Below are 15026 nucleotides of genomic sequence, written 5' to 3' on the forward strand. Positions count from 1 at the left end.
AGCAAGGCCGTCGTCCCCGATTCCGTGCCCTCGTGGTGCCAAGCTCATTCGACCATGCCCGGTACTCCGGGCGGACCGAGATCCTCGCCCTCGCCGACGTAGAGTTCCCACCCCTGGTGGGACCAATCGCCGTGCGCGTCGGCCACGAATAGCCACACGATCTCACCCGTGGTGAAGCTGCCCGTGTCCACCGTCACCGTGATCGCTCCATCGCTCCAGGAGACGGGTGTCTGGAGCACGGCCTGCGTGGCGTTCTCGCGCTGGGGCGCATCCGCGAGCACCACCCGCGCGAACGAGGTGTCGAGGTAGACGCCCGCGATATCGACGACCACGTCCTCGGTGAGCTCGGTGCGGCCCGGGTGGAAGCCGAGGATCGTCAGCTGATCGAGCGGCTCGCTCGCCCAGCAGTCCTTGGCCCGGGCGACCAGCGCGCCGTCGGCCCAGACGGTCACCGTGCCGCCGCCGGTGGTGATGTCGGGGCCGCTGTCGACGGCCAGCTCGAGGCTGGTCCATTCGTATGGCGTGAGGTGCAGGTCGGCCGGCAGGTAGCGCGGGGACTCGGGCTGGCCGTCGTGGTCCTCGTCGCCGGTCACGATTAGGAGGTCCGGGGTCAGCGTGATCGAACTCGACTGGTCGTCGTACCGGGTACGGATGCGCAGCAGCCGGCAGTAGACCTCGCGGTCGGGGATCCGCGACGGGCGGACCCGCCAGCTCACGTAGAGCCGCTCCGCACCGGGCTCGTCCAGGTCCGCGTGCATGAGATAGCCCGCGCCCTGGACGTGATACGACGGCAGTCCGGTGGCGGTGCTGTAGGTGACCGCGCCGTCGTGCGGTCCCGCGCGGAGCCAGGCACAGTCGGCGCAATCCGTGAGCCGGGTCGGGATGGGGTCGCCCTCGGCGAGGTCGAGGGTGCCGGGCTGTCGGGCCAGGAGCGGCGCGGCCGGCGACTTGGCGCCGAAGCCGGCGCCATGGATACGCAGGGTCTCGCCCGGGACGATGGCACCCTCGGTGGCGCTTACGTAGGGCTGGCCAAGGGCGGGAAGGGCGATCAGGATCGCGAAGGGGACGACGGCGGATAGCAGGCGGGCGGGCTGCATGGCGTGTCCTCTCGTTGGTGGTGGGTAGGGTCTTCTTACTTCCGGAGGGAGAATCCGTCAAGCGAACCGGATATCCGGAATCAACCTTCCCCGGCGTCCCGCCGGATCGTGTTGACCATCTCGTCCAGCTTCTGCAGGAAGAGCGAGCGGTCCTTCTTCGCGAACGGAGGAGGACCGCCCATCATGACGCCCTGGTCGCGGAGCTGGCTCAGGAGCTGCCGCGTGGCCAGCGATTCGCCCACGTTCTCGCTGGTGAACGGGCGGCCCTTGTGGCCGAGCACGCGGGCGCCGCGGTCGAGGCAGTGGGCGGCCAGGGGGATGTCGCCGGTGATCACGATGTCGTCGGGCTCGACGCGCTCGCTGATCCAGCGGTCGGCCTCGTCGAGCCCCTTGTCCACCACCTTCAGTTCACACCAGCCGCCGCCGGGAAAGCGCATGAAGCTGTTGGCCACCAGGGTGACCTTCAGATCGTAGCGCTGGGCCACCTTGTAGACCTCGTCCTTGACCGGACAGGCGTCGGCGTCGACGTAGATGTGCAGCATGACCGCAGCCGGAGGACGGCCTAGGGCCGCCCCACCTCCTCTCCAGGCAGGAAGTCCGGATACATGGGCTCGTCGTGGCAGGCCTCGCACGAGGGCGTGGCCTGGAAGTCGCGATCGAGGTGGCAATCCTCGCAATCGATCTCGGCGTGCGACTCGCTCAGTTCGAGGCCGGCGGTGCGGTGGTCGAAGCTCCCCAGCTCCCAGTGGATGTGGCACTCGGTGCAACGGCCGGTGGGGTAGCGGAACGTCTTGGGCTCGCCGTGACAGGTGGTGCACTCCACCGAGGCGTGGTGTTTGCTCAGGTCGAAGCCCGCGGTCAGGGTGTGGTCGAAGCGCGGTTTGGGTTCGGTGGTGTGGCAGAACGCGCAGTCGCGCTCGCCGTGGCAGGAGAGGCAGTCGACCACGTGGTCGAGACGCTTGGGCGCGGCGCCGGCGGCGGTGTCGTGGCAGCGGGCGCACGAGTTGCCGCGGTGGCAGTCCACGCACTGCTGGCCGAAGAGGTCGACGTGGTCGGCGTGATGGAACGAGACGATGGGACCGTCCTCGTAGGTGGTCTCGTAGTTGTAGGTCTCGGTGGCGGCGATCTTGGGGTGGGGGATGCCGATGATGTCGGTGGTGTCGATGGGCGCGGTGGCGTCCACCGATCCAGCCTCCTCGTGGCAGAAGCCGCAGGCGTTCTCGTGGCTCCAGTCGAGGTGGCAGTTGATGCACTGGCGGTGGTAGGCGCCCTTCAGCGCGGGCATGTGCAGGCCCACCTCCGACTTGTCGGCGTCGTGGCACTCCCGGCACGCCGGGATGGTGCCCGACTGCTCGCTGTAGTGGTGGCAGTTGGTGCAGCCGCCGTTCATGTCGGCCATGCCGGCGTGGAGCTTGTGCGCGAAGACCACGGGGCGGTAGAGGTCAGCGAGCTGGTCGATGATCACGATATCGGGACCCTCGCCCACCTCGTGGTCGCCGTAGAAGTGGGAGCCGTGACGGGGGCAGGCCACCAGGCAGGGATCCTCGACGGTGGGCTTCTCGCAGGTGTGGCAGACCGCGCAGTCGGTGACCGCGGGGGGCATGGGATGCGGCGAGGCGTCCTGGTCTTGATGAGCGGCCTGGTCGGAGGCGGCGGCCGAAAGGACCGTCAGCACGAGCAGCAGGGCCAGCAGCGACGGGCTACGCATGGTGCGCGTCTCCTTCCTCATGCAGGACCGGGAAATGGAAGACGAAGAAGCGGTAGAGCAGGACCAGCAGCGCGATCAGGCCCACGGTGACCATGATCTCGGGCCAGGCCGGCACGTAGGGTCCGTCGGCGTAGACCGGGTTGTAGCCGATGATGAAGACGTTGACCCGGTTCAACGCCACGCCGAAGACGATCAGCGCGGCGGCGGTGAACAGCCAGCCAACCTGCCGGCGCAGCCGGTGTGTCATGAGGATGAAGCCCGGCACCAGCACGCCCAGCACGACCTCGGCCAGCCAGGTGAACGACTGCAGGCTCCCGTCGGCGAGGTAGCTGTACGTACCGCGGCTGACCATGTCGATGAGCTTGGCGCCGAGGTAGACGGTCAACAGGAACGGGATCATCCGCGCCAGCGGCGAGAGCACGTCCATCTCGTAGGGCCGCCGCAGCGACCGCGAGGCCAGGATCGATTCGAAGACCACCATGGCCAGACCCACCGCGAAGGCCGACAGCAGGAACTGCAGCGGCAGGATATGGGTGTGCCACAAGGGGTGCAGCTTGGTGGGCGCGATCACCATGAGCGTGCCCAGCGACGACTGGTGCGCGCAGCTGAGCACCACGCCGGCGATGATGAAGAAGGTCATGACCTTGTTGAGCGTCACGTCCAGCACCCCGAGCACCTTCTCGGTGGCGCCGTTGAAGCGGGCCATGGCGCCGGGCCAGTTCACGCGGCCCTTGAACCGTTCGACCACGATGGGCAGAAACTCGATGTACAGCACGGTCAGGTACATGCAGACGCACATGCCGACCTCGAAGAGCGCCGAGTTGCCCTGCCACATCGAGGGCATCAGGACGTGCCAGATGTTGTAGTACCGGCCCAGGTCCACCACCACGCCCAGCGCCACGAAGGTGTAGCCGAGCATGGCGGTCAACAGCGCGGGCCGCACCACGGCGTGGAAGCGCTCGCGGTGCAGGACGTGGGCGATGAAGGCGGTGGTGAAGCCGCCCGCCGCCAGCGCCACGCCGGTGGCCACGTCGATGCCGATCCAGAGGCCCCACGGGTACTGGTCGTCGAGGTTGGTGACCGTGCCGATGCCGAAGGCGAAGCGCGCCGCCAGCACGGCGAGACCGGCCACGGCCAGCGCCACGATCACCTTCACGCCATTGGTGAAGAAGGGAACCTCCTGCCGCTCATTCATGGTCGTCCTCCTGCCGGTCTTCGGGGTGCTTGCCGGCGGATTTCATGATCACGCTGATCAGGCCGAAGAGCATGATGGGGCCGGAGAAGCCGCGGAAGATGCCGTGCTGGATGGTCTCGGTGGCCACCGCCGGGCTCACGTCCGAGAGCGCCGGCAGGTCCAGCTCGGTGAACTGGCGGTCGGCCAGGTAGAGCCACGAGGTGCCGCCCACTTCGTGCTCGCCGTAGATGTGGTCGACGTAGCGGCCCGGATGCGAGGCGATACGCGCGCGGGCCACGTCGAGCAGTTCGTGGCGCGGCCCGAAGACCATGGCCTCCTGCGGGCAGATCTTCACGCAGGCCGGGGGCTCGCCCGATTCGAGCGTCTTCTCGCTGCAGAACGAGCACTTCATGACCCGCGGCGTGAGCGCGTTGTCGTACTCGTAGGCCGGGATCTGGAACGGGCAGGCCACCATGCAGTATCGGCAGCCGATGCACTCCCACGAATTGTAGGTCACCGGACCGCGCGGATCCTTCTCCAGCGCGCCCACGATGCACGCCGACACGCAGGCCGGGTGCTCGCAGTGCAGGCAGTTGACCTTGGTGTGGAAGGGTTTGGGCTGGCCCGGAGCCGCGGGGTACTGGTTGATGACCGTGTACCGGGTGGCGTCGGGCCGACGCATCTCGGCGAAGACCGAGGTGTCGTCGTAGGACGCCAGTTCGCCGCGCGGCAGGTCGTTGTTCTCGGCACAGGCGTACTCGCAGCGCCGGCAGCCGATGCAGAGCGTGTTATCGCAGAGCACCCCGAAGCGTTCGGGATCGAGTTCGGGCCCGGTCGAGGCCCGGGCTGTCTCGACCCCGGCGAGGGCCGCCACCGCACCGCCTGCGGCGGTCCCGGTGAGCTTGAGGAAATCGCGACGACTGGCCATGGCCTGGAACCTCCCGTTGCGGTCGTCACTCCCGGGGGGAGCGAGCATTGGCGCTGGGGTACTTCTGCAGCGTGCAGGCCCCCTCGCACTCGTTGATCACGCACTCGTCGCCGCACTTGCCGCCGCACTGGAAGCAGACCATGTCGGTGTCCTGCTCCTCGGCGATGGTGTACTTGATGATGCGGCGCATGTAATCGAGCAGATGTTCCTTCTCGGGATCGGAGAAGTGGTCCATCAACTTCTCCTGCTTTCTGCTGGCGATCTCTTCGTGGCGGGCGAGGACCTGGCGGGCCGCCGGGAGCAGCACGGCGGTCTGGCTGCGGCGGTCGCCGGGGAAGGCCTGGCGCTCGACGAGGTCGAGCTGCTCGAGGCGGTCGATGATCTTGCTCACCGCGGCGCTGCTGATGCCGAGGATGCGGGCGAACTCGCCGAAGGGCAGCGACCCGGTGGTGTCGAGGATCTTGAGGACGGTGAACTGGTTGCGGCTGATGGTGTCCTCGCTGGCCTCGCGCAGGGTGCTGCGCTGGCAGATCTCACAGAGGACCTGCGAGAGGATGCGCAGATTCTGGCCAACGAGTTGATCGAGCTCTCTCATCTTTAACCCCGTTAAAAGTTAACTGAGTTAATTATCGTCCCTGGTTTTTGCGGGTCAAGCAGGAATGGCTCCTGTCGGTCAATTATTTAACGGATAAAGTAAATTGTACTTTACTTGAAAGTAAAGTCTGCGCAACATTGGGCCACATGGCGACCATAAAACTTCACAACCGACTCCGTGAACACCGCAAGCAGGCCGGCGGCCTGACTCAGCAAGAACTGGCCCAGCGGGCCGGGGTGTCGCGGCAATCCATCATTTCCATCGAGCGCGGCCGGTACCGGCCGAGCGTGGAGCTGGCGTTGCGGTTGGCGCAGGTGCTGGGGTGTTCGGTGGAGGAGCTTTTTCAACTGGGGGCGAGGGAGGGTTAGCCCGGACCGCTTGCCACCCGGCCGTCCCGACCTATCATTGCGCCATGCGCCGGCCTGTCGCCGGCGCTTCTCCCCGGGACACCGCCACTCATGTCCGACCGTCCCCAGCTCAGCCGCGCCGGCCTGCTCCACCTCCTCGTGGTCTACGTCGTCTGGGGCAGCACCTACCTCGGCATCCGCGTGGCCGTGCGCGAGGGGTCGGGCTTCCCGCCGTTCTACATGGCCGCCTCGCGGGTCTTCGCCGCCGCGGCCATCCTCTTCCTGCTGGCCCGCTGGCGCGGCCAGCGACTGCGCTTGACCCGCGACGAGCTGATGCTGATGGCTGGCAGCGGGCTGCTGCTCTGGGTGGGTGGCAACGGTCTGGTGAGCTGGGCGGAGATGCGGGCCTCGTCGGGACTGGCGGCGCTGCTCGTGGCGGCCATGCCCATCTGGGCCGAGCTGATCGCCATGGTGATCGACCGACGCGTGCCGCACTGGCGGGCGGTGGGGTCGGTGCTCGTGGGTTTCGCGGGCGTGGGCGTGCTCACCTGGCCAGTGCTGCGCGAGGGGACCACCGGCGACGCGCTGGCGGTGCTGGCGCTGCTGCTGGCACCGCTGTTCTGGGCGTTGGGGTCGATCTGGTACCGCCGGCGGCAGTCCAACCTGAGCGGCCTCGCGGTGGCCGGCTGGCAGCAGCTGCTCGGCGGTCTGGGACTGCTCGCGTGCGCGGTGGGGCGTGGGGAGCCGCTGCCCACTCCCACCGGGGAGGCGTGGGTGGCCTGGGCTTACCTGGCGGTGTTCGGGTCGGTGATCAGCTTCACGTCGTACATGACGGCGCTGCGGGTGCTGCCCACGCGGGTGGTGATGACCTACCCCTACGTCAATCCGGTGATCGCGGTGTTCCTGGGCTGGCTGATCCTGCGCGAGGAGGTCACGGGGTGGACGCTCGGGGGGGCGGCGCTGGTGATCGCAGGGGTGATGGGGGTGTTCCGGCACCGGGACTGAGAAAATCGTATGCGATATACCGTATACACTAAAGCCGAGAACGGTTCCTGTTGTGCCGGAACAAAGTGGTATTCTATTGTCAATGAAGCACTTAAATGCCACAAGAATGATTCCTATATTCTGAGAATTAAGGTTATTTTGTATACTGTGTGCCGGCGGGCTCCGAGCTCAGCCCACCCGCTCCCAAACCATCTTCACCGCCGTCAAGGCCACCGACCCGATCAGGAACCACCGCACGAACCCCGGCGACCGCTGCAGGACCAGCCGCGAGCCCAGGGTCGCGCCCAGGATCTGACCCGCCCCCATGGCCAGGCCCACCGTGGCGATGACCTTGCCGCCGAGCAGGAAGAAGGCGAGGGCCGTCACGTTGCTGGTGGCGTTCATCACCTTGGTGGCCGCCGTGGCGCGGCGCAGGTCCAGGCCCAGGAGCGTCACCAGCGCCAGCGCCCAGAACGCTCCGGTGCCGGGGCCGAAGAAGCCGTCGTGGAAGCCGAGGACAAGCCCGGCCACCACCATGAACGCCCGCCGGCCCACGCGCGCCCGGGCGGGGCGCGAGCCGAGGTCGGGGGAGGCCAGGGTGTAGATCAGGATGGCCACCAGGAGCGCGGGGATGAGCCAGGCGAGGAAGTCGGTGGAGATCCGCTGGATCAGGATGGTGCCGGTGGCCGCGCCGACGAAGGTGCAGGCCATCGCCGGCAGCCAGTCGCGCATGCGGACCAGACCGCCGCCGCGGTACTGGCGCAGCGCGGTGGTCACGCCCATGGTCGAGGCCAGCTTGTTGGTCCCCAGGGCCAGGTGCGGGGGCAGGCCCACCGCGAGCAGCGCCGGCACCGTGATCAGGCCGCCGCCGCCGGCGATGCTGTCGACGAAGCCGGCCACCGCGCCCGCCAGGAGCACGGCCGCGTGGCCCGCAAGAGAGATGTCGCCGGTCCAGTCCATCGTGCTAAGCTAGCTCGCAAGTGGCGGCGGGCCAAACTCTCGGGAGGTGCCGGTCATGTTCTATATCCTGCTCTTGGCCACCCTCGGCGTGGCCATCCTGGTGACCCATCTGGTGGCCAGACTGTTTCGGCAGCCGCTGGCGCGGATCTTCGACCGTCTCATCGGCGAGGATATCGGGCGGGCGTGGCAGCGCTACGTGACCTTCGCCACCTACGTGGTGGGCATTTCCAGCGGGGTGCGCATCTGGCAGCTCGAGCAGTACATCACGCCGCAGGGACCCGACCAGACGCCGCCCCCGGCGCTGACCAGCGAGCGCTGGTTCCTCGAGATCCTGCGCACGGTGATCTCGAGCCTGCAGGGAGTGGCCTGGATGCTGCTTGTGGTGTTCCTGGTGCTGCTCATCGCCTACGTCATCGTGCGGGCCAAGGAGAAGGGTACGGCGGGACCGTCGGTCTAGGTCGACTTGCAGCGGAACTCACCAGGCGGTACAATCGTTGGTCGGATTAACCAGCTCCCGGAGGATCGACATGCACCGCTTCGTCACCGTCGGCCTGTTTCTGCTCATCCTGACCTCGTCGGCCCCGGCCACCCAGCCACTCTGGTCGTTCGAGGGTCTACTGCCGCCCATGTTCCAGATGCACCGGAACGTGCCGCTGGTGCAATACAAGGAGGGCGGCAACGTCATCGACGCCAAGTTCGTCAACCGCGCCATGGATATCCGCTCCGGCGACCCGCTGGTGATGATCCGTGACGGCGAGGTGGTGGCCGAGTGCACGGTGGGCGACGTGGTGGGAGAATTGCGGGACGACGCCCACGACGGACGCGCGCTCTTCTTCCGCCCGGTGGGATTGCCCGCGGACGTGGTGGTGCCGGAGGTTCCGCGGGGCCCCGCGGCGCTGGCCGACAGCCATTACGACCTCTACATCTTCACCGACAAGCCGGTGGAAGTGTTGGCGCCGGACGTCCGCTTCCAGGATATCGCCTGGGGCGTCCACGACTACTGCGTGCGCGTGGGCCGGACCCGTTTCGCGGTGATCCGCGAGTACTGGCAGGGGGGACCCGAGATCCGGGGCTGGCAGGTCCAGCTACTCGACGAGGACCAGCCGCTCAAGGTCCATGCCGACTACACCTGGCAACCCGACAACTAGCGCGGTCGGATCCCCAGCACGTTGGGCACGGGCCAACCGCCGCCGGCGGTGTCGACCTCGTGCCCGTCCACCCAGAGCTGGGCCTCGGGGCCGCCCTCGAGATGCTGGGCCGCCACCAGCTCCAGCGGCAGGGCGAGCAGGATCTCGTTGAGGTCGTGCATGGTCAGCGGCACGGGGCAGGAGATCCAGAGCATGCGACCGTGGGCATCCTCGCCGAGACAGGCCTCGGGCCAGCGGCGGTCGGCCTGGGGCCAGCGGTTCTCGCCCGGCTTGCGGATCAGGCGCAGGTTCTGGATCACGATGTCCCAGCGGTGGGCGAAGGTGCTCTCGGGAGCCGCGTCCAGATCCATGAGCGCGAACGGGGGCAGGTCGGGTTCGCGCGGGCCCCAGCAGGCGGCCTGACGGTAGTCGCGTTGATTCCAGATGGCGCTGTCGACGTGTTCGCCGGTGCGGAAGTAGCCGGTGTGGGTGCGGTGGTCGGTGCCGTACATGCCGGCGTTGATGACGGCGGTGAGGTCGAACTCTTTGGCCCACTGCTGGGCCGAGCGCGGAGCGCCGCCGACCTGGGAGACGGCCAGGGCGACGGTCTGCCAGCGGGCGGGGTCGATGCGCAGCACGGTGATCTCGACGGTGTGGTCGTCGGGTGCCGCGGTGACGAACCGCGCCAGCTCCAGCCCCTCGGCGAGGGTGGCCCACGCGGAGTCCTGGGCCCCGGCGGGACCGACGCAGGCAGCCAGGGCGAGCCAGCAGGCAAGGGTGATGCCGTGGAGGATAGGCCTATTCATTGCCGTCGTTCTTGTCGTATGATGTGAGAGAAAGCTGTATGGACATTCCGACTCCCAGGAGGACACCATCATGACCGGACCCGTCCTCGTCATCGGTGCCAGCGGCAAGCTCGGGCGCGAGGTCGTCCGGCAACTGCAAGCCGCAGGATACACCACCCGCTGCGCCACACGCAATCCCGACCGCCATCCCGCCCTCGGCGACCACCAGGTCCGCTTCGACTGGAACAGTCCGCTGACCTTCGAGCCCGCGCTGGACGGCGTCAGCCGCGTGTTCCTGACGGCACGGCCGCTGGACATCGCCGCCGCGGCCGTCCTGCCCGGTTTCATCGACGACTGCCGAGCGGCGGCGGTGGAGCACGTGGTGTTCTCGTCGGCCCTGGGCGCCGACGTCTTCAAGGCCGGACCGCTGGCGCTGGTGGAGAGCTATTTGCGGCACAGCGGGCTCGCCTGGACCATCCTGCGTCCCAACTTCTTCATGGAGAACTTCTCGGTGGGCTGGCTGGCCCCCGACATCCACGCCGTGGGACGCATCGCCCTGGCCGCCGGCACCGGCCGCACCAGCTTCATCAGCGTGCGCGACGTGGCCGCGGTGGCGGTGCACGTCTTCGGCCACGAAGAGTGCCGCCTGCAGGAATACAACCTCACGGGCGACGACCCCATGAGCCACACCGCGGTGGCGGCGGCGCTGACCCGCGCCAGCGGTAGGCCGGTGAACTACCATGCGCTCAGCGAGGACGAGATGCGCGAGCAGGGGCGGCGGCTGGGCATGCCCGGCGGGGCGCTCGAGTACATGCTCATGCTCTACGCCGTGGTGCGCGCGGGCCATGCCGGGCGGACCTCCTCGACGGTCGAAGACCTGCTGGGCCGCAAGCCCCTGGGCTTCGAGGAGTTCGCGCGGGAGAACGCCGGCTGCTGGCGGGTGGTCTCCGACCAGGCCGAGGCTTGAGTCGGAGTTTGACCGGCGCTTATCGGATCCCTTTATTCAGGGTGCCCGGTTTCGATCGCCACCTGTGACGGTCCCGCTCCCGGGCCGCCTGCATGACCGGTCAACGCCTCGTCGCATCCGTGTGGATGCTCCTTCTGCTCGCCCTGCTCACGGCGGCTCCGGCCGTCCGGGCGCGCATCCCCATCGACGAGGGCCGGGGCCAGGCCGACAAGGCCCTGGTGGTGGACGGCTCGGCGGTGCTGACGGTGGGGGCGGTCCACGTCAATGTGACCAACTGGGGCCTCATCGGCTCGCGCTACTCCGAACCGAGTACCTACTTCAACGCGCCCTCGTGCCAGTGGCCGGGCGGCAGCGGCAAGGAGTACGTGTTCGCGGCGGGCCTGTGGATCAGCGGCCGGCAGTACGGCGTGACCAGCGTCTCCTGCGGCGTGCCCGAGGCCGAGATCCGCGCCGACGCCCACTACAAGTCCGTGCTCTACGAGTCCCGCAATGGTCGCGTGACGGCTCCGCAGCGCGCGGCGAGCATCGGGGGGATCCCTGGCGATCTCGCCGGGGGCAACGACGACGGCGACGAGCTGGTGGACGAGGACCCGCCCGACGGCATCGACCAGGATGGCGACGGCCTGGTGGACGAGGACTTCGCCCAGCGCGGCGCCCAGATGCTGAGCTGCGTCATGCGCGACGACGAGCCCATCTCCACCCAGATGTTCCCCGACCATCGCCCCCTCGGCCTGGAGATCCGCCAGGAAGCCTGCGCCTGGGACACGCCCGACCAGGAGAACATGGTCGGCCTGCGCTGGGTGATCACCAACAAGAGCCTGCAGCCCATCGAGGACCTCTACGTGGGGCTGCTGGTGGACTCGGACATCGGCTTCCACGACGACCCCGACGCGGGCAAGGACGATCTGGCCGGCATCTTCGAGGGTTTCGTGCGCCAGCCCGAGGGCTACTTCGAGGATCTGGCCTACGCCTGGATGCGCGACGGCGACGCCCAGAACGCGCTGACGGGCTGGTTCGCCGTGACCCTCGACGGCAACGGCTTCGGCGACACCAAGGCCAAGCGGCCCGAGACTCTCGGCCTCAACGCCATCCGCATCCTCAACGCCGACTACAGCCAGGGCTACGGCGGCGTGCCGGCCTTCGATTCCGAGCGCCACACGTTGCTGGCGCGACCGGGCCGCGACTTCAGCGTGGAGGATGACTTCCCCGACGACTATATCCTCCTCCTGAGCGTGGGGCCCTACGCCAAGCTCGATGTGGGCGAGTACGTGGTGGTCGATGCCACGTTCGTGGTGGCGCAGGGAGAGGTGATGCTGCAGGAGTCGCTGCGCCGGGCCCGCGACGTGGCGAAGGGCCGCTGGTACAACAACGATTCATCCCCGGCGTCGGGTTGGGGCGGTCTCGAGACCTTGGTCTGCGCCGAGGATTTCGGCGATTTCCATGACAACCGTAACCCCATCTACAAGCGCTATCAGCAATTCTGGGACGAGTCGTGCATGCCGCCGCCCTCACCTCAGTTCATGATCTGGCCCATCAAACGCGGCGACATGTTCTACGTCCCGGAGACCGGCAAGCACTGCCTCTGGGTCAATGCCGACAACTGCCTGGAGTGCGAACGCCGCTACGGTCGTCAATGCACCAAGTACAACGGATACCATTCCGCAGGAGTGTGCTACAGCAACTCGCCCCTGGCGCGCGGCGTGTGCACCGGCCTGGTCGGTCGCGAGTCGCGGATCCCTTTCGTCACCGACACCATGGTGCCGCCGTCTCCGGAGCTGCGCGTCGTGCCTGGCGACGGGTACTGCGACGTCTACTGGGACGATGAGCCCGAATACACGCCCGACCCCATATCCGGCGCCCTGGATCTGGAGGCCTACCGCATCTGGCGTGCCGACGAGTGGCACCGACCAGCCGGGACCAGCGAGGCCACCGGGCCGCCGGTGGGAACCTGGGCCATGCGCGCCGAGTTCGACCTCATCAATTTCTTCGTGGCCGAGGAGGGCGAATTCCCCCGCGCCTTCGGTCGCAACACCGGGTTCTCCGAGATCGACTACCGTCCCGTCTGTCTCGACGACCCGCGCTTCGCCGGCCTGGCCGAGGCCATGACCGCCGTGGTCCACGCCGACACCGCCGGCCTCATGCGCGAACTGCCCTCGCTGCGAGACCGCAACGGTGTGCCCGTGCCCGAACTGGTCGGCCTGCTGTCCTGGGAGATGAACCGCGATGTCCTCGACACGTTCTTCGCGGTGACCGAACGCCCCGAAGAGGTGGGTGTCTACAAGCGACCGACCACCTACTACCGGTACCGAGACGAGGACACCACCAACGGCTTCCTCTACTTCTACTCGGTGACCACCACCGACCACATCGCGGCCGCCGACGGCAGCGGCATCATCGCCGAGGGCGACGGCAACTTGCCCAGCGGCGGCTTCGACACCGCGCTCCCCCGGGACGAGGCCCAGACCCGCGCGGAGGCCGAGCGCAACGCCCGCGAGATCTACGTCTATCCCAACCCCGCCACCCGCCAGGCCCTGGCCGAGTTCCAGCAGATGGACACCAACGCCGACGACCCCACCGGCGTGCGCGTCTCGTTCGCCAACCTGCCGCGCTGCCGCAGCACCATCGAGATCTTCACCCTGTCGGGGGACCTGGTGCAGACCATCGAGCACGACGGGTCGTGGGGCAACGGCCAGGCGTACTGGAACCTCATGAGCCGCAACGGCCAGGAGGTCGTCAGCGGGATCTACCTGTTCTCGGTGCGGCCCCACGACGGCGGCTTCGACGACTTCGTGGGGAAGTTCGTGGTGGTGCGCTAGCCCAGACACTCCACCAGCAGGTCCACGCTCCCCTTGTTGTTGTCGTAGAAGCCCCAGGCGTCGTTGGCGTAGCAGTAGAGGTAGCCCGACTGCTTCGGAGTGTGGGTGCAGCCGTCGCCGATGCCGATGGTCTCGTGCGCCTGCATGCGGCCGCGGTTGTCGAGGGTGCCGTTGCCGACGGCTCCCACGAGCTGGAACCAGTCGTACTCCTCCCGGCGGCGGGTGAACTTGAGGTCGGCCTCGAAGTTGCCCGTCACCTTGCGCCACAGGCCCTCGGCCGTGCCCAGGATCGAACCCGCCAGGTGCGCCAGCTCGCCGACGTGGAACTTGCCGTCGTCGGCGCCGCCCGGGCCGCAGGCGATGTTGCGGTCGAGCCACTGGCCCTTGGCGGTGAAGCGGTACCGCTTGCCCTTGACGAGGTAGAGGGTGGTGTCGTTCCAGGGGTCGCCGGCGTAGACGGTGACGTGCTTGGCGTCGCCGGGGTTCAGCAGCGTGGTCTCGCGGTAGCGGCCCTCGACGATGGGCGGATCCTCCTGCCGCTGGAACACCGACTCGTGCACGACGCTGCTGCTGCGGCGGGTCAACAGCGGCAGGCTCCGCGGCCGCGACTTGAGCGCCTTCATGGGGCCCTGGAACGAGTCGTGGAGCACGTCCTGGAAGTCGGGCTGCACCTGCGCCACCGTCTTCGGCTTGAAGGCGATGCCGATGGCGGGGTCGCTGGCCTCGTCGATCATCCAGCGCAGCGCGCCGTCGGACAGGCCGGTCTCGCGGTAGCCGCCGCCCACGTCGCAGTGGACGCCGGGGAACCAGACCTGCTTCACGGTGGCGCGGCGGGCGCCGGCGGTCCAGAGCGTGGGCGTGAACGGCGCCCGCTTCTCGTCCACGGCCACGGCGTGGCGCGCGTGGAGGATGCGGTCGCTGATGGCGGTGTCGTGGAACTCGTAGCGGCCGAAGCGGTCGAGCAGGTTGAGGATCGCCAGGTCGTTGGGGATGCCGAGTGCGCCCACGGTGTCCCAGACGCCGATGAAGTGGATGGGGACCTCGAAGCGTGGGGCGGTGCCGTGGAACTTCCAGTTCTTAGCCCAGCGGTCGCGGCGGGTCTTGTCGCGGTAAGCGTCCTCGGCCTTCTCCACGCGCTTCCAGACTTCGTCGTCGGACAGCCGGGCGAGGTCGAGGAGTCCGCAGGAGGTGATGAGTCCCGCCAGGCTGCGCACGGTGTAGGCGCCGCGGCTGAAGCCGAACAGGCAGATGTGGTCGTCGGGGCGATAGTGGGCGCCGAGCCAGCGGTAGGCGCTCATGATGTTCTTGGTGAGGCCGAGGCCGATGCCGCCGCCGGCCACCTTGTCCCACCAGCTCCCCTCGGAGCCGACCCCGGGGTGGTAGTAGGTCACCTGGGGGTTGCCGGCCGGGTCGTGGTCGGCGAGGGCGTGGTAGAGGCGGACGACGTTGGTGGGGATGGGGACACCGTCGTGGCGCTGGTCGGGCGTGTTCCAGGTGCCGTCGCAGCAGACGATCAGGTTGCGCATGGCATGCTCCTC

15 protein-coding genes are annotated in these 15026 nt (G+C 68.1%); 6 read left to right on the forward strand and 9 right to left on the reverse strand.

Going from position 1 to position 15026, the window contains the following annotated elements:
• Positions 1–44 precede the first annotated feature (44 nt).
• The 6 genes from IFSED24_RS15890 to IFSED24_RS15915 form a co-directional block, all read right to left on the reverse strand.
• Positions 45–1097, reverse strand: coding sequence for a hypothetical protein (locus tag IFSED24_RS15890; protein ID WP_491332461.1), 1053 nt, complete (start codon positions 1095–1097; stop codon positions 45–47).
• 80 nt (positions 1098–1177) lie between these two features.
• The gene (locus IFSED24_RS15895; protein ID WP_491332462.1) at positions 1178–1639 is read right to left on the reverse strand and encodes a YaiI/YqxD family protein; all 462 of its coding nucleotides are present in this window, start codon (positions 1637–1639) and stop codon (positions 1178–1180) included.
• A gap of 20 nt (positions 1640–1659) precedes the next feature.
• The gene (locus IFSED24_RS15900) at positions 1660–2805 is read right to left on the reverse strand and encodes a cytochrome c3 family protein (RefSeq protein ID WP_491332463.1); all 1146 of its coding nucleotides are present in this window, start codon (positions 2803–2805) and stop codon (positions 1660–1662) included.
• Positions 2798–4000, reverse strand: a complete 1203-nt coding sequence (nrfD, locus tag IFSED24_RS15905; protein ID WP_491332464.1) for an NrfD/PsrC family molybdoenzyme membrane anchor subunit — start codon at positions 3998–4000, stop codon at positions 2798–2800. Before nrfD ends, IFSED24_RS15900 begins: the two co-directional genes overlap by 8 nt.
• Positions 3993–4907 (reverse strand): 4Fe-4S dicluster domain-containing protein, encoded by a 915-nt coding sequence (locus tag IFSED24_RS15910; protein ID WP_491332465.1) that lies wholly within the window; start codon positions 4905–4907, stop codon positions 3993–3995. Before IFSED24_RS15910 ends, nrfD begins: the two co-directional genes overlap by 8 nt.
• 25 nt (positions 4908–4932) lie before the next feature.
• Complete coding sequence (locus tag IFSED24_RS15915; RefSeq protein ID WP_491332466.1) at positions 4933–5502, reverse strand: MarR family winged helix-turn-helix transcriptional regulator; 570 nt, start codon at positions 5500–5502, stop codon at positions 4933–4935.
• A 146-nt stretch (positions 5503–5648) separates the two neighbouring features.
• Between IFSED24_RS15915 and IFSED24_RS15920 the strand changes: the two genes are divergently transcribed.
• Entirely contained in the window at positions 5649–5870 is a 222-nt protein-coding gene (locus IFSED24_RS15920) for a helix-turn-helix transcriptional regulator (protein ID WP_491332467.1), read from the forward strand.
• Between the two features lie 90 nt (positions 5871–5960).
• Positions 5961–6854 (forward strand): DMT family transporter, encoded by an 894-nt coding sequence (locus IFSED24_RS15925; protein ID WP_491332468.1) that lies wholly within the window; start codon positions 5961–5963, stop codon positions 6852–6854.
• A gap of 168 nt (positions 6855–7022) precedes the next feature.
• On the opposite strand, the gene IFSED24_RS15930 is transcribed toward IFSED24_RS15925, so the two are convergent.
• Positions 7023–7793, reverse strand: a complete 771-nt coding sequence (locus IFSED24_RS15930; protein ID WP_491332469.1) for a TSUP family transporter — start codon at positions 7791–7793, stop codon at positions 7023–7025.
• A 55-nt stretch (positions 7794–7848) separates the two neighbouring features.
• Here IFSED24_RS15930 and IFSED24_RS15935 point away from each other — a divergent pair, with 55 nt between their 5' ends.
• Together IFSED24_RS15935 and IFSED24_RS15940 are read left to right on the forward strand one after the other, a co-directional pair.
• The gene (locus IFSED24_RS15935) at positions 7849–8250 is read left to right on the forward strand and encodes a hypothetical protein (protein WP_491332470.1); all 402 of its coding nucleotides are present in this window, start codon (positions 7849–7851) and stop codon (positions 8248–8250) included.
• Positions 8251–8320: 70 nt separating this feature from the next.
• The gene (locus IFSED24_RS15940; RefSeq protein WP_491332471.1) at positions 8321–8941 is read left to right on the forward strand and encodes a hypothetical protein; all 621 of its coding nucleotides are present in this window, start codon (positions 8321–8323) and stop codon (positions 8939–8941) included.
• On the opposite strand, the gene IFSED24_RS15945 is transcribed toward IFSED24_RS15940, so the two are convergent.
• Positions 8938–9726, reverse strand: coding sequence for a phosphodiester glycosidase family protein (locus IFSED24_RS15945; RefSeq protein WP_491332472.1), 789 nt, complete (start codon positions 9724–9726; stop codon positions 8938–8940). The genes IFSED24_RS15940 and IFSED24_RS15945 overlap by 4 nt on opposite strands.
• A 70-nt stretch (positions 9727–9796) precedes the next feature.
• Here IFSED24_RS15945 and IFSED24_RS15950 point away from each other — a divergent pair, with 70 nt between their 5' ends.
• On the forward strand, positions 9797–10672 hold the full coding sequence (locus IFSED24_RS15950) for an NAD(P)H-binding protein (RefSeq protein WP_491332473.1): 876 nt from the start codon (positions 9797–9799) through the stop codon (positions 10670–10672).
• A gap of 125 nt (positions 10673–10797) precedes the next feature.
• Positions 10798–13488, forward strand: a complete 2691-nt coding sequence (locus IFSED24_RS15955) for a hypothetical protein (RefSeq protein WP_491332474.1) — start codon at positions 10798–10800, stop codon at positions 13486–13488.
• Here the strand turns inward: IFSED24_RS15955 and IFSED24_RS15960 are convergent.
• Positions 13485–15014: a T6SS phospholipase effector Tle1-like catalytic domain-containing protein gene (locus IFSED24_RS15960; RefSeq protein WP_491332475.1), complete on the reverse strand. Its 1530-nt coding sequence runs from the start codon at positions 15012–15014 to the stop codon at positions 13485–13487. The two genes, IFSED24_RS15955 and IFSED24_RS15960, sit on opposite strands and share 4 nt — an antisense overlap.
• Positions 15015–15026: the final 12 nt, after the last annotated feature.

It is taken from the genome of Candidatus Latescibacter sp. IFSED24, from assembly GCF_058273205.1.